At 65.3% G+C, this 18,903-nt stretch carries 17 protein-coding genes; 10 read left to right on the top strand and 7 right to left on the bottom strand.

Annotated elements, in window-relative coordinates; all coding sequences use genetic code 11:
* The first annotated feature begins 115 nt into the window (after positions 1-115).
* The 3 genes from OO306_RS12010 to OO306_RS12000 all read left to right on the top strand — a co-directional run bounded on the left by OO306_RS12010 (position 116) and on the right by OO306_RS12000 (position 2,939).
* Positions 116-604 carry a hypothetical protein gene (locus OO306_RS12010; protein WP_265968819.1) on the top strand — a complete coding sequence of 163 codons (489 nt, stop codon included), beginning with the start codon at positions 116-118 and terminating at the stop codon, positions 602-604.
* Between the two features lie 79 nt (positions 605-683).
* On the top strand, positions 684-2,090 hold the full coding sequence (locus OO306_RS12005) for an adenosylmethionine--8-amino-7-oxononanoate transaminase (RefSeq protein WP_027592442.1): 1,407 nt from the start codon (positions 684-686) through the stop codon (positions 2,088-2,090).
* A 129-nt stretch (positions 2,091-2,219) separates the two neighbouring features.
* Positions 2,220-2,939: a 16S rRNA (uracil(1498)-N(3))-methyltransferase gene (locus OO306_RS12000; RefSeq protein ID WP_085272272.1), complete on the top strand. Its 720-nt coding sequence runs from the start codon at positions 2,220-2,222 to the stop codon at positions 2,937-2,939.
* 8 nt (positions 2,940-2,947) lie between these two features.
* Here OO306_RS12000 and OO306_RS11995 read toward each other — a convergent pair whose 3' ends face one another.
* The 7 genes from OO306_RS11995 to OO306_RS11965 all read right to left on the bottom strand — a co-directional run bounded on the left by OO306_RS11995 (position 2,948) and on the right by OO306_RS11965 (position 12,606).
* Positions 2,948-3,565 (bottom strand): hemolysin III family protein, encoded by a 618-nt coding sequence (locus OO306_RS11995; protein ID WP_027592440.1) that lies wholly within the window; start codon positions 3,563-3,565, stop codon positions 2,948-2,950.
* Between the two features lie 185 nt (positions 3,566-3,750).
* Entirely contained in the window at positions 3,751-4,224 is a 474-nt protein-coding gene (locus OO306_RS11990) for a chemotaxis protein CheW (protein WP_027592439.1), read from the bottom strand.
* Complete coding sequence (locus OO306_RS11985; protein ID WP_265968815.1) at positions 4,217-9,160, bottom strand: Hpt domain-containing protein; 4,944 nt, start codon at positions 9,158-9,160, stop codon at positions 4,217-4,219. The genes OO306_RS11990 and OO306_RS11985 overlap by 8 nt, the downstream gene beginning before the upstream one ends.
* A 9-nt stretch (positions 9,161-9,169) precedes the next feature.
* Positions 9,170-11,194 carry a methyl-accepting chemotaxis protein gene (locus OO306_RS11980; protein WP_189662490.1) on the bottom strand — a complete coding sequence of 675 codons (2,025 nt, stop codon included), beginning with the start codon at positions 11,192-11,194 and terminating at the stop codon, positions 9,170-9,172.
* A gap of 47 nt (positions 11,195-11,241) precedes the next feature.
* On the bottom strand, positions 11,242-11,796 hold the full coding sequence (locus OO306_RS11975; RefSeq protein ID WP_027592436.1) for a chemotaxis protein CheW: 555 nt from the start codon (positions 11,794-11,796) through the stop codon (positions 11,242-11,244).
* A complete protein-coding gene (gene pilH, locus OO306_RS11970) occupies positions 11,793-12,158 on the bottom strand; it encodes a twitching motility response regulator PilH (protein WP_265968813.1) in 366 nt (121 codons plus the stop codon). The genes OO306_RS11975 and pilH overlap by 4 nt, the downstream gene beginning before the upstream one ends.
* 46 nt (positions 12,159-12,204) lie before the next feature.
* Positions 12,205-12,606, bottom strand: a complete 402-nt coding sequence (locus tag OO306_RS11965) for a PleD family two-component system response regulator (protein WP_027592434.1) — start codon at positions 12,604-12,606, stop codon at positions 12,205-12,207.
* A gap of 232 nt (positions 12,607-12,838) precedes the next feature.
* Here OO306_RS11965 and gshB point away from each other — a divergent pair, with 232 nt between their 5' ends.
* From gshB to OO306_RS11930, 7 genes are all read left to right on the top strand, one after another.
* Positions 12,839-13,792, top strand: a complete 954-nt coding sequence (gshB, locus tag OO306_RS11960) for a glutathione synthase (protein WP_027592433.1) — start codon at positions 12,839-12,841, stop codon at positions 13,790-13,792.
* Positions 13,793-13,883: 91 nt separating this feature from the next.
* Positions 13,884-14,789, top strand: a complete 906-nt coding sequence (locus OO306_RS11955) for an energy transducer TonB (RefSeq protein ID WP_265968812.1) — start codon at positions 13,884-13,886, stop codon at positions 14,787-14,789.
* A gap of 171 nt (positions 14,790-14,960) precedes the next feature.
* A complete protein-coding gene (locus OO306_RS11950; protein WP_027592431.1) occupies positions 14,961-15,530 on the top strand; it encodes a YqgE/AlgH family protein in 570 nt (189 codons plus the stop codon).
* Positions 15,530-15,955 carry a Holliday junction resolvase RuvX gene (gene ruvX / locus OO306_RS11945; protein ID WP_265968810.1) on the top strand — a complete coding sequence of 142 codons (426 nt, stop codon included), beginning with the start codon at positions 15,530-15,532 and terminating at the stop codon, positions 15,953-15,955. The genes OO306_RS11950 and ruvX overlap by 1 nt, the downstream gene beginning before the upstream one ends.
* 46 nt (positions 15,956-16,001) lie before the next feature.
* Entirely contained in the window at positions 16,002-16,520 is a 519-nt protein-coding gene (gene pyrR / locus OO306_RS11940; protein WP_265968808.1) for a bifunctional pyr operon transcriptional regulator/uracil phosphoribosyltransferase PyrR, read from the top strand.
* 12 nt (positions 16,521-16,532) lie between these two features.
* Positions 16,533-17,537: an aspartate carbamoyltransferase catalytic subunit gene (locus OO306_RS11935; RefSeq protein WP_027592428.1), complete on the top strand. Its 1,005-nt coding sequence runs from the start codon at positions 16,533-16,535 to the stop codon at positions 17,535-17,537.
* Positions 17,534-18,805: a dihydroorotase gene (locus OO306_RS11930; protein WP_265968806.1), complete on the top strand. Its 1,272-nt coding sequence runs from the start codon at positions 17,534-17,536 to the stop codon at positions 18,803-18,805. Before OO306_RS11935 ends, OO306_RS11930 begins: the two co-directional genes overlap by 4 nt.
* The last annotated feature ends 98 nt before the right edge of the window (positions 18,806-18,903 follow it).

Below are 18,903 nucleotides of genomic sequence, written 5' to 3'. Positions count from 1 at the left end.
CCAGCACGGCGACATCAAGTCCTTTTGGCAACTGACATTTTTGCCAGTAGCCGTGTCACACGCGGGTAGGCGATGCTGGCGATAATCGCCAAAAGCCCATCAGGAGGGCCTGCGCATGATCTTCGAGGAGCATTTCACCGGTGTCGTGCCACAGTTTCTCAGGTACCAACAGCCACTGGATATGCCATCAGGCCTCACCATTCACTCCAACAGCACCTCCTGGTCGGGCTTCGAGGCGTTCAAGGGCGAGGATGGCACTGAGTTGGTCATAGGCGAACACTCTGAAGTCCAGATTGCTTTCACAGAGGAAGTCGAAAGCTTGTGGCTGGAATACTACGTGGTGAGAGATTTTCCCTACGATAACGTGCACATGCTCTTTGATGCTCAGAACCATTATTACGACATGCTCGTTCCGGCACCTCGCAACTTCTATTGGCTCACCGTCGAAGGCAACGACTACCCGGACCTTAGGCCCGGCCCTATTGTCACCCAACCTTGTGAACAAGTGATCGACGGCCCCTTCCGCCGCCTGACCATCTCCACCTCGCAGGCCGGCACGGTGCACATTCGCAAGCTCGAATGGACCGGTACCCGACGACAATGACTGCCAGCGGTTGTGGTGCCCTCCAGCTTTGCTTAGGCTTACGCGGTCCAAGCCAGCAGCAAAGCCAGGAGAAGTACCCATGGGCCTCAACGATCAGTGGATGCAACGTGACCTCAAGGTCCTGTGGCACCCCTGCACCCAGATGAAAGACCACGAGCAACTGCCGCTGATCCCGATCAAGCGTGGTGAAGGCGTGTGGCTGGAGGACTTCGAAGGCAAGCGCTACCTGGACGCCGTGAGCAGTTGGTGGGTCAACGTGTTCGGCCATGCCAACCCGCGCATCAACCAGCGCATCAAGGACCAGGTCGACCAGCTGGAGCACGTGATCCTGGCCGGTTTCAGCCACCAGCCGGTGATCGAGCTGTCCGAGCGCCTGGTCGCCATGACCCCGGCCGGGCTGGACCGGGTGTTCTACGCCGACAACGGCTCATCCTGCATCGAAGTCGCGTTGAAGATGAGCTTCCATTACTGGCAGAACATCGGCAAACCCGAGAAGAAGCGCTTCGTCACGCTGACCAACAGCTACCATGGCGAAACCATTGCCGCGATGTCGGTGGGCGACGTGCCGCTGTTCACCGAAACCTACAAGGCGCTGCTGCTCGACACCATCAAGGTGCCCAGCCCCGATTGCTACCTGCGCCCTGAGGGCATGGGTTGGGAAGAACACTCGCGCAACCTGTTCCAGGCCATGGAACAAACCCTGGCCGAGCACCACGCCACCATCAGCGCGGTGATCATCGAGCCGCTGATCCAGGGCGCAGGCGGCATGCGCATGTACCACCCGGTTTACCTGAAACTGCTGCGCGAAGCGTGTGACCGCTACGGCGTGCACCTGATCCACGACGAAATCGCCGTGGGCTTCGGCCGCACCGGGACGATGTTCGCCTGCGAACAGGCCGGCATCCGCCCAGACTTCCTGTGCCTGTCCAAGGCCCTGACCGGGGGCTACCTGCCGCTGGCCGCGTGCCTGACCACCGATACCGTGTACCAGGCCTTCTACGACGACTACCCGACCCTGCGCGCGTTCCTCCACTCGCACAGCTACACCGGCAACCCGCTGGCCTGCGCCGCAGCGCTGGCGACCCTGGATATCTTCGAACAGGACAACGTGATCGAGGCCAACAAGGCCTTGTCCGTGCGCATGGCCACGGCCACCGCGCACCTGGCCGACCATGCGCATGTCGCCGAAATCCGCCAGACCGGCATGGCCCTGGCCATCGAGATGGTCCAGGACAAGGCCGGCAAGGTCGCCTACCCCTGGCAGGAGCGCCGTGGCCTGAAGGTCTTCGAGCACGCCCTGACCCGCGGCGCGCTGCTGCGCCCGCTGGGCAGCGTGGTGTACTTCCTGCCGCCGTATGTGATCACGCCCGAGCAGATCGACTTCCTCGCCGAGGTGGCCAGCGAAGGCATCGACATCGCCACCCGCGACAGCGTCAGCGTTGCCGTACCGGCCAACTTCCACCCCGACTTCCGCGACCCGGGCTAGGCCCGAAAGCCCGCCGCCGACCCTGTGGGAGCGGGTTTACCCGCGAATGCGATGTTGCCCCCACCTTCGCATTCGCGGGTGAACCCGCTCTCACAGGGTCACATGATCCCTTTTCGTCCGAGCTGAACCATGAGACTGTCCCGCTTCTTCATCGACGCCCCCCTGAGCCTTGGCGAGCATGACCTGCCCGAAGCCCAGGCCCATTACATCGGCCGCGTGCTGCGCATGGCCCCCGGTGACGCCGTGCAACTGTTCGACGGCAGCGGCCAGGAATACCGTGGCCAGTTGCTCGAAGTCGGCAAGAAAACCGTGCGCGTGACACTGGACCAGGCCCTGGCTGGCCAAGCCGAATCGGCGCTGCACATCCACCTTGGCCAGGGCCTGTCCCGTGGCGAGCGCATGGATTGGGCCATTCAAAAGGCCACCGAACTGGGCGCCAACGAAATCACCCCGATCGTCAGCGAGCGCTGTGAAGTGCGCCTCAAGGACGAACGCGCCGACAAGCGCCTGGCCCACTGGCGCCAGGTGGCCATCAGTGCCTGTGAACAGTGCGGCCGGTCGAGCCTGCCCGTGATCCATCCGCCGGTGACACTGGCCGAATGGATCAAAACCACCGAAGCCGACCTGAAACTGGTCCTGCACCCGGTGGCCGAACCACTGACCAGCCACGACACACCGTCACGCCTGGCCTTCCTGATCGGCCCCGAAGGCGGACTGAACGACGCTGAAGTCGACCAGGCCAAGGCCGCCGGCTTCCACGCCGCGCGCCTCGGCCCACGCGTGCTGCGCACCGAAACCGCGCCAGTGGTGGCGCTGTCGGTGGCACAGCAGTTGTGGGGCGATTTTTAACCCGGCGCCTAAAGTACGTAGAACGACACGGCGATGAAGTGCAGCAGGCTGCCGGCGATCACGAACAGGTGCCAGATGCCGTGCCAGTGGCGAAAGCGGCTGTCGAAGGCAAAGAAGATGATGCCCACCGTGTAGAACACCCCGCCGGCCGCCAACCAGGCGAAACCGGCGGTACCGAGGCTGCGCAGCAGCGGGTTGACCGCCACCAGGACAATCCAGCCCATCACCGCATAGATGATGATCGACAGCACCCGCGCCTCGGAGCGGGGCTTGATCTCCTGCAGCATGCCGATCACCGCCAGCCCCCAGACCACCCCGAACAAACTCCAGCCCCAAGGCCCGCGCAAGCTGACCAGGCAGAACGGGGTGTAGCTGCCGGCGATCAGCAGGTAGATCGACAGGTGATCGAGCTTGCGCATGATCACCTTCGCCCGCCCACGCGTGCTGTGGTAGAGGGTGGAAATGCTGTAGAGCAGCAACAGCGTGCCGCCGTAGATGGAGAAACTGACGATCTTCCAGGGGTCGCCCTGCAGGCCCGCGACGACGATCAGCCAGATGGCACCGATGCAGGCCAGAATGGCGCCGACCAAGTGGGTCCAGGCGTTGAAGCGTTCACCGTAATACATGCAAACACAGACCTCCTGTGAGGGGCTGGGTTCCAAAAACCTGCGCGGTCCTCTGGTAATTCAACCCTTTGTAGGAGCAGCCTTGTGCTGCGAAGAGGCCAGTGATTACACAGTAGATCTGCGCAGCGTTTTGCGGCCTCTTCGCAGCGCAAGGCTGCTCCTACAGGGACCGCGCTATCCGCAGTCTATCCTGCGAGAGGTTGCAGATCCGCGTCACGCACCAGCCGTTCCAAGGCCACCAGGTCCGGCACCCGCGCCACCTGCTCGCCCACCTGCACTGCCGCCAGCTCCAGGCTGCCCAGCGCCACATCCACATAATTGAGCTGGCTGTCGAGCTTGCACGAGCGAGGGATGTCCTGCAGCAGCACCGCCAGGTAGCGCAGCCCGGTATCGCCCAGGGCATTGAGCACCACGATGCGCGCGCGCTCGCCACACGGGGTTTCGCCGCCGCATGCGGCCTCGAAGCCGATCAGTGGCAAACGCTGCTTGCGCCAGTCGATCCAGCCCAGGTGCCAGGCGGGCTCGCCACGCTGGCACACCAGGTTGCGCTGGCCGAACAGTTCGGCCACGGCGACATTGGGCAAGACCAAGGTACGGTCGCCCAAGGGCAACAACAGGCCGGTAAGGCTGCTACGCTGGCCCGAGATCAGCTCAAGCATGGGTTTGGCTCCAGTGGGCGATGCTCTGCAGCAACACAGACTCCTGGTAAGGCTTGCCCAGGTATTCGTTGACACCAATGGCCATGGCCCGGTCGCGGTGCTTCTGCCCGGTGCGCGAGGTGATCATGATGATTGGCAAATCCTTCAGGCGCTCGTCACGGCGTATGCGCGTGGCCACCTCGAAACCGTCCATGCGGGGCATCTCGATGTCCAGCAACAACACATCCGGCCGATGCTCTTCCAACTGCGCCATGGCATCGACCCCGTCCTTGGCAGTGAGCACGCTCATGCCATGACGCTCCAGCAGCCGGCTGGTGACCTTGCGCACGGTGACCGAATCGTCCACCACCATCACCAGCAGTGACCGGCGCGGCGCCGGGCCGAACAATTGCCGCTGGGCATCGCCGCCGCCCGGCAAGCGCGCCAGGCGCCGTTGCTGGCCACGCAACTGGCCCAGCAGGTCGAGAATCAACACGACCCGGCCGTCGCCCAACAAGGTCGCGCCAGACAACCCGGCGACCGCAGCGAATTGCGGGCCGAGGCTCTTCACCACGATCTCCCGGCTGGGTGACAGGCTGTCAGCCTGGATGGCGAACGACTGCTCCTGGGAATGCACCAGCAGCACCGGCAGCGGCACGCTTTGCCCAAGCAGGCTGGGCCGTGGCTGCCCTTGCAGCAATTCACCCAGGTAACGCAGGTCGTAGGTGTGGCCTGCGTAGACGTAACGCGGGGCATCCAGTTGGTAGCACGCCGCCAGCTCCGCAGGCGGCACGCGGACAATGCCTTCGATGGTATTGAGCGGGATCGCGTATTGGTCCTCGCCCAGGTGCACCATCAGCGCGCGGTTGATCGACACCGTGAACGGCAGGCGGATCAGAAAGCGTGCGCCCTTGCCCTGGGCCGACTCGATGGTCATCGAGCCCCCCAGCTGCTTGACCTCTTCGTGCACCACATCCATGCCCAGGCCACGCCCGGAAATCTGGGTGATCTTCTCGGCGGTGGAGAAACCGGGGCGCAGGATGAACTGCAAGACCTCGTGATCACTCAAGTGGGCCTGCGGGTCCAGCAGGCCACGCTTGATCGCCTTGCGCCGCACGGCCTCCAAGGGTACGCCGGCGCCATCGTCGGTCATCTCGATGACGATGTCGGCGCCTTCGTGCAACAGGTTCAGGTGAATCGTGCCGTGCTCCGGTTTGCCGGCAGCCAGGCGTGCTTCGCGGCTTTCCAGGCCATGGTCGACGGCGTTGCGCAGCATGTGCTCCAAGGGCGCCACCATGCGCTCGAGCACACTGCGGTCCAGCTCACCTTCGGCGTTGCCCACCACCAGTTCAACCTGCTTGCCCAGTTCGCTGGCCACCTGCCGCACCACGCGTTGCAAGCGCGGCACCAGGCGTTCGAAGGGCACCATCAGGGTCGCGGTCAGGCCTTCCTGCAACTGGCTGTTCACCCGCGCCTGCTGCTGCAACAGGCCGTAGGCTTCCTGAGCACGCTGGGCCAGGGTTTCCTTCAGGTCGAGCAGGTCCGAGGCCGACTCGAACAGGGCCCGCGACAGCTGCTGCAGCTGCGAGTGGCGGTCCATTTCAAGGGGGTCGAAGTCGTCGTAGGCATCGCTCTCGAACGGCTGCCGGCTCGAGATCCGCCCCTGGGTCTCGACATCCAGGCGCAGCAGCTGGTCACGCATGCGCTCCAGGGTGGTTTCCATTTCGTTGAGGGTGAACTGGGCGTCGTTGACCTGCTGCTCGATGCGGCCACGGATCACCGAATGTTCACCGGCCAGGTTGCCCAGGTCGTCGAGCAGTTCGGCATCGACCTTGACCATGTCGCCCGCTGCCCGCTCCGGCGCGGCAGCAGGCACTTCGAGGGCCGAAGCCTCGACAGCACCTTGGCCGGCCGCGCTGTCGGTCAGGGCCGCACTGCTGAAGTTGCGGATGTAGTCGATCAGCGCCGTGGCGGCATGCAGCGGCTGCCCCAGGCGCACCGCATCGAGCATGTGCGCCAGGCGGTCATGGCAATTCTGCAACAATGCAAACAACGGCGGGCTCGGCGGCAGGCGGCCGGCGGCGAGCAGTTCGTAAAGAAATTCCAGCTCGTGGGCCAGGTCGCCGATGGCGGCGATCTCGACCATGCGGGCACCGCCTTTAAGGGTATGCAGGTCACGCAGCAGGTTATCCACCTCGACACTGCTGCGCGGGTCGGCCTGCCAGCGCGCCAGGGCCGCAGCGGCGCTTTCGACGATGTCCGAGCTTTCTTCCAGGAAGACTTCCAGCAGCTCCTTGTCGCCTGGGCTTTCAGGCTCTTCAGTCAACGGCTCGCTCGCTGGCGGCAGTGCCAGGTTGCGCGACAGCCCCAGGCCAAGGTCCATGTCGGGGTGCAACGGGGTGACCGTATCGATGCCCACAAGGCCCGTGGCCTCAGGTGCCAAGGCCTGCGCCAAGAGGCTGCGCAAGCTGTCGATCAGCGCCGGCCTGGGCGAAATCTCCTGCCCGGCAGCCACCTCGTCGAGCATGTCCAGCAGCGCTTCATGGCCTGCCTGCGCCTGGGCGAAAAAGCGTGCGTCGGCGGCCAGGCTGCCCTCTTCCACGGCACCATAGACGTCGAGCAGGGCCTCGCAGACATCGTCCATCTGCCACAGGTCAGCCAGGTGCGCCGCGTGGCCCAGGCTGGTCAGCTCATCGAGCAGGGTGTCCAGCGCCTGGCGCTGCCCCGGCTGCTCTTGCCAGCGCGATAGCAACGACTCGGCGTCGAGCAGAATGTCCATGGCCTGGGCCAGGAAGCTGGCGGTCAATTGCGGGTCGCGCTTGTTGCGGCGCGCATGCTGCGGGTCTTCATGCAGGGTGGCCAGGCGCACATCCACCGCCTGGCCCACTTGTTCGATCAATTCGGCGGCACCCGGGATGGCCGCCAGCGGCGTGCTGTCCAGCTGTGCCAGGCCCAGGTGGAACAATGAACGCCCGGCCTCCAGCCATTCGATCTCCGCCACTTGCAGGGGCAACTGGTGGCCCTTGTACTCACGCGCCAGGCGGTCGAAGGCGGTGGCCAGCTCGGCGACGGGCATCACGCCCGCCATGGCGGCGCTGCCCTTGAGCGTGTGCAAGGCGCGTTGCAGGCTGTCGCTGACCGGGGTGTCGTGGCCGTCGGCGCCCTGCAAGAATGCCTCGAGGCTGGCCAGGTGGCCGTGTGCCTCGCTGCGGAAGATGTCCAGCAGGTGCGGATCGAGGCCATCCACCTCAGCAGCGGGTGGCGCATCGTTTTCGGCCAGGGCATGCAGATGCCCGGCCAGTTGCTCGATTTCGGTCAGCTGCGGTAACTGCCCGGCGGCAAAGTCGGCCAACAGGTCAGGCAGGTGGACGAACACTTGCTGCAAGGCGACCACTCCTTCCGGGGTGAGCACGCTTCGGCCTTCGAGCATTCGATTGAGCAGGTGCTCCGCGCCCCAGGCCAGCTCGGCCACCGCCTCGGCATGCACCATGCGCCCGCTGCCCTTGAGCGTATGCAGCGCACGGCGCACTTCCAGCAGTGCCTCGCGCTGCTGGTTGTCGGCTCGCCAGCGCAGCCAGTGGCGCTCGATTTCCGGCAGCAGTTCACCGGCCTCGTCGAGGAACACATCGCGCAGCTCGTCGTCGATGCCATCGCCGTAGTCTTGTTGGCCGAAGCCGGTTTCGCTGACCGCGCAGGCCACGCCCAGTGCCGCGAGGCTGGCGCGCGCCATTTCGATGAAGGGCTGAGCATCGGCAAGCGGGTCGGCCACCCGCCATTGCAGGTAGCATTCGGCTGCGCTCAGGGCATCGGCCAGGTGCGCCAGCTCATCGGCTGGCGGCTCGACGTCCAGGTGCTGCAACCAGCGTTGCACGTAGCTGGCGCAGCCGGCAAACACGTCGGCAGGGCCTGGCAGCATCAGCATCGCCAGCGCCCCGCGCACTTGCTGCAGCAGCCCCGGCAGCGGCTGCAGGCGCTGCCGGGGCCAGTCGGACTCCAGGCAATCACCAATCAAGTCCTTGGCCTGCTGCAGTACGGCCAGCGACTCGCTCAGCACCAACTGGCGGATCTCGGTCAGGTCCGAGCCCGGCATCCCGCCCTGCCCGCTTTCTTCCAGCGGGCCGACCATGCCATTGAGGGTCGCCTCCACATACAACAGGGCGCCCGCCACATCCATCAAGACCGCGTCATCCACCGAGCCCTCGCCGGGGGCCAAGGCCTGCAGCGCCAGCACCTGGTCGATGATCACCCGCCGCGGCTGCTGGAAGCCCAGCACTGCCAGGGTGTCGGCGACATGGCGCAACGGTGCGAGCAGGGCTTCGGACTGTTCGCTGTGCTGGCGGTCGCCGCGCACGAACTGGTCCAGGCGTTCCTTGATGCGCATCAGGTCGTCGCACAGCGCGCTCACCACCGAGCGCAGGGCATCGCGGCCGGGCCCGGCCTGCATCTGTTCCCGCCAGTTACCCAGCGACAGGTCAAGGTTGGCCAGGTCATCGGAGCCGGCAAAGCGCTGGGCAGTGCCACTGATGAGGCTGGCCTGGGCCAGGGGCTCCACGCCGCGGCAGGCGCGCAGCTGGTTGAGCAACGGCAGCATCACCAAGGGCAGGTCGTGGCGCGCGCCGCGCAGCCGTTCCAGGTACGACGGCAGTTGCTCCAGGCCACGGAACAGCGCCCCCAGGCAGTCGCCGCGTGGGCTGACCTGGCCGTCGGCCAAGGCCCGGGCGAACAGCTCCAGCTCTTCAGCCAGGCGCGTCGCACCGCGCAACTCGAGCATGCGCAGGCAACCGTGCACCTGGTGCAGGTTGTCGACCACGAAGGCCAGCATGGACAGATCGCCCGGCTCGCCAGCAAAGCGCTCCAGGGCCTGTCGCGCCTGGCCCAGGCAGTCGAGGATGGCAGCCTTGGTCCAGGCCAGCGCTACCGTTTCGTGGCGCTCGGGGCTTACAGCGGCAGAAGCCATGGGCATTCCTCAGCGCGGCTCGGCAGGTGCCGGCAGGGTGAAACCAGAAACAGACCGGCGCATCTCGCTGGCCATGCGTGCCAGGTGGCGGATGCTGTCGGCAGTGGCGCCGGACCCGGCAGACGTCTGCGCGGTGATCTGCTGGATAACGGCCATGGTGTGGGAGATCTGCCCGGCGGAAGACGTCTGCAACTGGGCCGCGTCGGAAATACTGTGGATTAGCTCGGCCAGGTTCTGCGACACCCCTTCGATCTCCGCCAGCGCCACCCCGGCATCCTGGGCCAGGCGCGCGCCGCGCACCACTTCGGCGGTGGTCTGCTCCATGGAGATCACCGCCTCGTTGGTATCGGCCTGAATGGTGCGCACCAGCGCCTCGATTTGCCGCGTGGCCGACGACGAACGCTCGGCCAGGCGCTGCACTTCGTCGGCAACCACCGCAAAGCCCCGCCCGGCTTCACCGGCCAGCGAGGCCTGGATGGCGGCGTTGAGGGCCAGGATGTTGGTTTGGTCGGCAATGTCGTCGATCAGGCTAACGATGTCGCCGATCTCCTGTGACGACTCACCCAGGCGCTTGATCCGCTTGGCGGTGTCCTGGATCTGTTCGCGAATGTTGTCCATGCCGTTGATGGTGTTGTGCACCACCTCGTTGCCCTTGTTGGCGATCGCCACCGAGCGCTCGGCCACCTTGGCCGACTCATAGGCATGCGCCGACACCCGGTCGATCGATTCGACCATGTCGCCCACCGCCTCGGACGCCTCGCTGATTTGCGCGGCCTGGTGCTCGGACGCTTTGGCCAGCTGACGCGCGGTGTTCTGCGTGTCTTGCACGGCAGCGGCTACCTGCACGGCGCTGTGGTTGATGGTGGCGACCAGGTCACGCAGTTGGTCGACGGAGTAGTTGATCGAGTCGGCGATGGCGCCGGTAAAGTCTTCGGTAACCGACACGGTGACGGTCAGGTCGCCATCGGCCAGCTCTTCGATCTCGTCGAGCAGGCGCATGATCGCCTGCTGGTTGCGTTCGTTCTTCTCTGCGGTCTCGCGCAGTTGCCGGTTGGTGGTGCGCACCATGACCAGGCCAATGAGGATGATCGAGGCCAGCGCCAGCAGGCCCAGGACGTAGCCGCCGACCGTGTCCAGGGTACGCCCGCCGGCCAGGTTCTCGAAGCCGTTGGCCAGGTGCGAGGCCTCGTCGAGCAGGGTTTGCGACAGGCTGAAGATGTTGCCTGCGGCTTCACGCACGCGGAACAGTTCGGGCGATGTTTCGAGGATTTCGTCCACCGAGCCGGCCACGAACTGGAACAGCTCGGCGATTTCAGCCAACCGCGCCCGGGCATCGGCGTCCTCGACGCGGGTCACCTGCAGCGCGGGGTTGCCGTTGAGCATGCCCTCCAGCACCTGGCCAAAACGCCCGGCATCGCGGCCGAAGGCATCGGCGGCCTGGGCCGCGGTGTCGTCACCGGCCAGCACCGTGTTGACCGAACCGAGGATGCGCTCAGCCAGCAGCAACTGGCGCTGGGCGACGACCACCTGGTTGGCTGGGGCACCGCTCTGCAGCAGGATTTCGACCACCTTTTCGTATTCGACCTGCAACTGCGGCACGGTCTCGGCAAGCGTTGCCGCCACCTGATGCAGCGACAACACCGTCTGCTCGCTGGCCAGGATGGTATCGGTGTTCTTGCGCAGGTTCTCCCAGTCCTGGCGGACGGCTTCCATCTCATCGCGCACCGTGGCCGGTGCCGCTGGCAGGCCGGTGGACGTGTCACCTTCGCGCAGGTAGCTCCAGCGCCGCTCGAAATCGTTGCGCGCATCCGACAGCAGCTTGAACGCCAAGGCCTTGCCCGTCGCCGCCTCGGTGGCGTTCTTGGCAATCCGCTGGGACAGCACGCGAAGCTCACCGGCATGGCCGATGTACTGTTTGTCGTAGTTGGACTGGGTGCTCAGGTAGGCGAAATTGGCGAACAACAGGATGATCGACAGGATCAGCACCAAAAACAGCACGGTGATCTGCGCGATGCTGCGCGTACGCGGAGCCATGGGCGTTGCAGTAGCGCTGGTGGCAGGCTTGTTCACGTTCGCAGGTCCTATAACGCCACATCAAGAAAGCCCGGCGCCTGGGCCAGGGCGAAGGGGCTGAAAATTGCCCAATTGCGTTCACGCGGGAAGTGCCCCTGCACAAAGCGGGCGGCCGCGCGGATCAATGGCTGCGGGGGCGACAGCTCCAGGCTGCTCAGGGCAAAGTGCTGCAGCCCCAGTACTTCGTCCACCAGCAGGCCGACGAACAGGTCCTCATGGTCCAGCACCAGCACCCGCCGCTGCTTGCCGGGGGCGGCCGGGCCAAGCCCGAAGAAGCTGCTCAGGTCCATTACCGGCAGCAACCGCCCGCGCAAGTTGGCAACCCCGCAGACCCAGGGCTGAACCCCAGGAACACGGCTGCTGCGCGGTTCGCGCAGCACTTCGGCCACCTCGCCCATGGGCGCGACGAACCACTGCCCGGCAATCCGAAAGCCGATCCCGCTCCACTGTTGCAGGCGGGTGTCCTGCGGTGGCTGGTCCGCCACCAGCAGGCGGCAGCGCCGGTCGATGTCCAACAGCAACTCGAAGGCGGTCAGCGACGCGCCATGAGGGCGGGTGGTCAAGTCCCCAGCACTTCGTTGAGCTTGGCGATCAGTGCGTCTTCTTCGACCGGTTTGGTCAGGAAGTCGCGGGCGCCCTGGCGCGTCGCCCAGATACGGTCGGTTTCCTGGTCCTTGGTGGTTACCACGATCACCGGAATGGCGCTGGTTTCCTCGTCCTTGCTCAGCTGGCGAGTGGCCTGGAAGCCGTTCATGCCGGGCATGACGATGTCCATCAGCACCGCGTCGGGCTTTTCCTGACGGGCCAGGGCCACGCCATCGCCACCGTTGTTGGCCTTGAGCACCTCGTAGCCGTGCTTTTCCAGCCATTCGGTCAATCTGTACATCTCTGTCGGCGAGTCGTCGACAATCAGAACTCGGGCCATGCTGTTTCCCCATCAGGAAAGTAAGACCGCGCCATGGCGGACGCGGTCAGGGTGCGTGTTGTTGGTGTTCGGCAAAACCAGGCACATGGGCCCTGATCGCTTCGAGCAGTTCTTCTTTGCTGAACGGCTTGGTGAGGAACTGGTCGGAGCCCACCACCCGCCCGCGGGCCTTGTCGAACAGGCCGTCGCGCGACGACAGGAGGATCACCGGTATGTCCTTGAAAGCGCTGTTGTGCTTGATCACGGCGCAGGTCTGGTAACCGTCCAGGCGCGGCATCAACACATCGACGAAGATGATGCGTGGCTGGTGATCGACGATCTTGGCCAGGGCATCGAAACCATCGCTGGCGGTAATCACCTCGCAACCCGCTTCGCCGAGCAACATCTGCGCGGTACGGCGGATCGTGCGTGAGTCGTCGATCACCATGACCTTCAGGGGTTGTTCCATCACTTGGGCTACCGTCGCTGCTCAGGCCAGAATTGCTGGGGCCGCGTTGCGACCCTTTCGCGACACAAGGCCGCTCCTACAGGTTTGCGCAGCATTGTGCCTCGCATTTTTAGCACACTCCGGGTGGCCATTCCATCTGCTGCGCCCCTTGACCATCGGCGCTCCCGGCGCCACCCTGAGCCACTTTTCTTTCGATCCATCGCGGCTGCGCGCCGCCAAGAGGAACCACCCCATGAGCGTTCGCCTCGGCATTGTCATGGACCCCATCGCGTCCATCTCCTACAAGAAGGACAGCTCGCTGGCCATGCTGCTGGCCGCCCAGGCACGCGGCTGGAGCCTGTTCTACATGGAACAGCGCGACCTGTACCAGGGCGAAGGCAAGGCCCGTGCACGCATGCGCCCGCTAAACGTGTTCGCCGACCCGGCGCGCTGGTTCGAGTTGGGCGACGAGCAGGACAGCCCCCTGGCCGAGCTGGACGTGATCCTGATGCGCAAGGACCCGCCGTTCGACATGGAATTCGTCTACAGCACCTACCTGCTGGAGCAGGCCGAGGCCGAAGGCGTGCTGGTGGTCAACCGCCCGCAGAGCCTGCGCGACTGCAACGAAAAACTGTTCGCCACGTTGTTCCCGCAGTGCACGCCACCGACCCTGGTCAGCCGCCGCCCGGACATCATTCGCGAATTCGCGGCCAAGCATGGCGACGTGATCCTCAAGCCGCTGGACGGCATGGGCGGCACTTCGATCTTCCGCCACCGGGTCGGCGACCCCAACCTGTCGGTGATCCTCGAAACCCTGACCGCCCTGGGCGCGCAGCAGATCATGGCGCAGGCCTACCTGCCAGCGATCAAGGACGGCGACAAGCGCATCCTGATGATCGACGGCGAGCCGGTCGACTACTGCCTGGCGCGCATCCCGGCCAGTGGCGAAACCCGTGGCAACCTGGCCGCCGGTGGCCGTGGCGAAGCGCGCCCGCTGACCGAACGTGACCGCTGGATCGCCGCCCAGGTCGGCCCGACCCTGCGCGCGAAAGGGCTGCTGTTCGTTGGCCTGGACGTGATTGGCGAGCACCTCACCGAAATCAACGTCACCAGCCCGACCTGTATTCGCGAGATCGACAACGCCTTCAACACCGACATCGGCGGGCAATTGATGGACGCCATTGATCGCCAGCTGAAGGCGCGCTGACCGGCAACGCGCGGCACAATCGCGGAGTGGGGTATGATACGGGTCCTTTTTACTTGGCCTGCTGCCCCGCCCCGCGGTTGCTGGATACCTGATGACGCTGCCCGCTGACATCCCCTCCGACCTGCTGCCACCGCGCGTTCGCCCGGTGGACCGGCTCGGCTTTACCCTGTTCCTGGCTGCCCTGGTGCACCTGGCGCTGATCCTTGGCGTCGGTTTTACCGTGGTCAAGCCGGCTGAAATCCGCCATACCATGGACATCACCCTCGCCACCTTCAAAAGCGAGAAAGCGCCCGAGAAGGCCGATTTCCAGGCTCAGGACAACCAGCAAGGCAGCGGCACACTGGAGAAGAAGGCGGTGCCCAAGACCACCGAACTCGCCCCCTTCCAGGACAGCAAGATCAACAAGGTCACGCCCCCGCCTGCGGCCAAGCCCGAGGTCGCACCGCCGCCCACGCCTGAGAAGTCGGCCGTGGTGACCCAGGCCGCCAAGCCTCACAAAGTCGAGCCCAAGCCCAAGGAAAGCAAGGCGCAACCAAAGCCTGCAACGCCCACGCCTGATTTTGACAGCTCGCAGCTGTCCAGCCAGATCGCCAGCCTTGAGGCAGAGCTGTCCAATGAACAGCAGCTGTATGCTAAACGCCCGCGCATCCACCGCCTCAACGCCGCCTCGACCATGCGCGACAAGGGCGCCTGGTACAAGGAAGAATGGCGCAAGAAGGTCGAGCGGGTGGGCAACCTCAATTACCCTGACGAAGCGCGGCGCCAGCAGATCTACGGCAACTTGCGCATGATGGTCTCGATCAACCGCGATGGTTCGCTGTACGAAGTGCTGGTGCTGGAATCGTCCGGGCAACCGGTGCTGGACCAGGCGGCGCAACGTATTGTGAGGCTGGCGGCGCCGTTTGCGCCGTTTACCGGGGACTTGGCGGAATTCGACCGGTTGGAGATCATCCGTACCTGGCGCTTTGCCCGTGGGGACCGGTTGTCCAGTAACTGATTTGCTGGCTGTACTGGCCTCTGTGGGAGCGGGGTTACCCGCGAAAGCGTTCGACAAGGCAACATAATTGCCTGATCTGACGCATTCGCGGGTAAACCCGCTCCCACAGGGATCAAGTAAGCCCTGCAGAGCACCTTGTCAGCCTCGCCACCTGGCGCCACACTATCCCCCATGAAAACCCTCGCCCCGAGCTACCTCAAGCATCAGTTCCTGATCGCCATGCCGCACATGGCCGATCCGAACTTTGCCCAGACCCTCACGTACATCGTCGAGCACAACGCCAATGGCGCCATGGGCCTGGTGGTCAACCGACCGCAGGAGCTCAGCCTGGCCGACATCCTCGAACAGTTGCGCCCGGACGATGAACCCCCGGCCAGCACGCTGCACGTGCCGATCTACCAGGGCGGCCCGGTGCAAACCGATCGCGGCTTCGTGCTGCACTCCAGCGAGTGCACCTACCAAGCCACCGTCGAACTGCAGGGCCTGTCACTGTCCACCTCGCAGGACGTGTTGTTTGCCATTGCCGAGGGCGTGGGGCCGCAAAACAGCCTGATTACCCTGGGCTACGCGGGCTGGGAAGCCGGCCAGCTGGAAGCCGAACTGGCCGACAATGCCTGGCTCAACTGCCCGTTCGACCCCGAGATCATCTTCGGCCTCGCCAGCGACCAACGCCTGAACGCCGCCGCCGCCAGCCTGGGCATCAACCTCAGCCTGCTGACCAGCCAGGCGGGCCACGCCTGATGGCCGAGCTACGCCTGCTGCTGGGCTTTGACTACGGCACCAAACAGATCGGGGTGGCGGTTGGCCAGGTCATCACTGGCCAGGCCCGCGAGCTGTGCACCCTGAAAGCGCAGAACGGCGTGCCGGACTGGCCCCAGGTGGAAAAACTGGTCGCTGAATGGAAGCCCGACGCCATCGTCGTCGGCCTGCCGCTGAACATGGACGGCACCCCCAGCGAGATGAGCGCGCGCGCCGAGAAATTCGCCCGGCGCCTGAACGGCCGCTTCAACCTGCCCGTGCACACCCACGACGAACGCCTGACCACCTTCGAGGCTAAAGGCGAACGCCTGACCCGCGGTGGCCAGCGCGGCAGCTACCGCGACAACCCGGTCGACGCCATTGCCGCCGCCCTGCTGCTGCAAGGCTGGCTGGAGGCCAATACCTGATCATCTTTGCCGCCGGGCAGAGCCGGCGGCCCCCGAGGAGCACGCAATGAGCCTACCCAATCCCGCCGATCTGATCCGGCAGATGGCTGTCGACCTTCGCGCCCACCTGGCCCGCCGTGCTATCACCGAGCCGCGCTTCATCGGCATCCGCACGGGCGGCGTCTGGGTCGCCCAGGCCCTGCAGGAAGAAATGGGCGATACCAGCCCCATGGGCACCCTGGACGTGTCGTTCTACCGTGATGACTTCAGCCAGAACGGCCTGCACCCGCAAGTACGCCCGTCCGAGCTGCCGTTCGAAATCGAAGGCCAGCACCTGGTCCTGATCGACGACGTCCTGATGAGCGGTCGCACCATCCGGGCCGCGCTCAACGAGCTGTTCGATTACGGCCGCCCCGCCAGCGTCACCCTGGTCTGCCTGCTCGACCTGGATGCCGGCGAGCTGCCAATTCGCCCCAATGTGCTGGGTGCCACCCTGTCGCTGGCAGCCCATGAACGGGTAAAATTGACCGGACCCACACCGCTCGCCCTCGAGCGCCAGGACCTCGCCTCCGCTTCCGCCCTTTAAGAGTCCCCCGCGATGACGCCAATCGACGCCAAGCGCCCGCTGCAGCTCAATGATCAGGGCCAGCTGCGCCACTTTCTCTCGCTCGACGGTTTGCCCCGCGAACTGCTGACCGAGATCCTCGACACCGCCGACTCCTTCCTGGAAGTCGGTGCCCGGGCCGTGAAAAAAGTCCCGTTGCTGCGCGGCAAGACCGTCTGCAACGTGTTCTTCGAGAACTCGACCCGTACCCGCACCACTTTCGAACTGGCCGCGCAGCGCCTGTCTGCCGACGTGATCAGCCTCAACGTGTCGACTTCCTCGACCAGCAAGGGCGAAACCCTGTTCGACACCCTGCGCAACCTGGAAGCCATGGCTGCCGACATGTTCGTCGTGCGCCACTCCGATTCGGGCGCCGCGCACTTCATCGCTGAACACGTGTGCCCGGATGTGGCCGTGATCAACGGTGGCGATGGCCGCCATGCGCACCCGACCCAAGGCATGCTCGACATGCTGACCATCCGTCGGCACAAGGGCAGCTTCGAGAACCTGTCTGTCGCCATCGTCGGCGATATCCTGCATTCGCGCGTGGCGCGTTCCGACATGCTCGCGCTCAAGGCGCTGGGCTGCCCGGACATCCGCGTGATCGGCCCGAAAACCCTGATCCCGATCGGCATCGAGCAATACGGCGTAAAGGTCTACACCGACCTCGCCGAAGGCCTGAAAGACGTCGACGTGGTAATCATGCTGCGCCTGCAGCGTGAGCGCATGGCAGGTGGCCTGCTGCCGAGCGAGGGCGAGTTCTACCGCCTGTTCGGCCTGACCACCGCACGCCTGGCCGGTGCCAAGCCCGATGCCATCGTCATGCACCCTGGCCCGATCAACCGCGGTGTAGAGATCGAATCGGCAGTGGCCGACGGCAAGCACTCGGTGATCCTCAACCAGGTGACGTACGGCATCGCCGTGCGCATGGCCGTGCTGTCCATGGCCATGAGCGGGCAAAACGCGCAACGCCAACTCGACCAGGAGAACGCCCTGTGAGCATCAGTATTCTTGGCGCCCGGGTTATCGACCCCAACAGCGGCCTGGACCAGATCACCGACCTGCACCTGGACGGCGGCCGCATTGCCGCCATCGGCGCAGCACCGGCCGGCTTCAACGCCAGCCGCACGATCCAGGCCGATGGCCTGATTGCAGCGCCTGGCCTGGTCGACCTCGACGTCTCTCTGCGCGAGCCGGGCTACAGCCGCAAAGGCAACATCGCCAGCGAAACCCGCGCCGCCGTGGCCGGCGGTGTGACCAGCCTGTGCTGCCCGCCGCAGACCAAGCCGGTGCTGGACACCTCGGCCGTGGCCGAGCTGATCCTCGACCGTGCCCGCGAAGCCGGCAACAGCAAGGTCTACCCGATCGGCGCCCTGACCAAGGGCCTGGAAGGCGAGCAACTGGCCGAGCTGGTGGCCCTGCGCGACACCGGTTGCGTGGCCTTCGGCAATGGCCTGCAGCAAATCCCCAACAACCGTACCCTGGCCCGTGCCCTGGAGTACGCCGCCACCTTCGACCTGACCGTGGTGTTCCACTCCCAGGACCGCGACCTGTCCCAAGGTGGCCTGGCCCATGAAGGCGCCATGGCCAGCTTCCTCGGCCTGCCGGGCATCCCGGAAACTGCCGAGACCGTGGCCTTGGCGCGCAACCTGCTGCTGGTCGAACAGAGCGGCGTGCGGGCGCACTTCACCCAGATCACCAGCGCCCGCGGCGCGCGCTTGATCGCCCAGGCCCAGGAACTGGGCCTGCCGGTGACCGCCGACGTGGCGCTGTACCAGCTGATTCTCACCGACGAGTCGCTGCGCGAGTTTTCCAGCCTGTACCACGTGCAGCCACCGCTGCGCACCGCCGCCGACCGCGACGGCCTGCGCGCAGCCGTCAAGTCGGGGGTGATCCAGGCGATCTCCAGCCATCACCAGCCGCACGAGCGCGATGCCAAGCTGGCGCCGTTCGGTGCCACGGAGCCGGGTATCAGCAGTGTCGAAGTGCTGCTGCCACTGGCCATGACCCTGGTCGAAGACGGCCTGCTCGACCTGCCGACCTTGCTGGCACGCTTGACCAGCGGCCCGGCTGCAGCCATGCGCCTGCCGGCGGGTGAACTGAAGGTAGGTGGCGCGGCGGACCTGGTGCTGTTCGACCCGAAAGCCTCGACCGTTGCCGGCGAGCAGTGGCTGTCCCGTGGCGAGAACTGCCCGTTCATCGGCCACTGCCTGCCTGGCGCTGTGCGTTATACCTTGGTCGATGGGCACGTCTGCCACGAGGCCTGAGTAACCCCAGGGGCCGCTCTGCGGCCCATTCGCGGGGCAAGCCCGCTCCCACAGGACCTTCGCAATCATCAAGGTAAGCGCAGAACCTGTGGGAGCGG

Source organism: Pseudomonas sp. DCB_AW (assembly GCF_026240895.1).
Classification (GTDB): Bacteria; Pseudomonadota; Gammaproteobacteria; order Pseudomonadales; family Pseudomonadaceae; genus Aquipseudomonas; species Aquipseudomonas kermanshahensis.
Note: the sequence above shows the minus strand (reverse complement) of the source record. Positions and strands in the feature narration are given on the sequence as shown.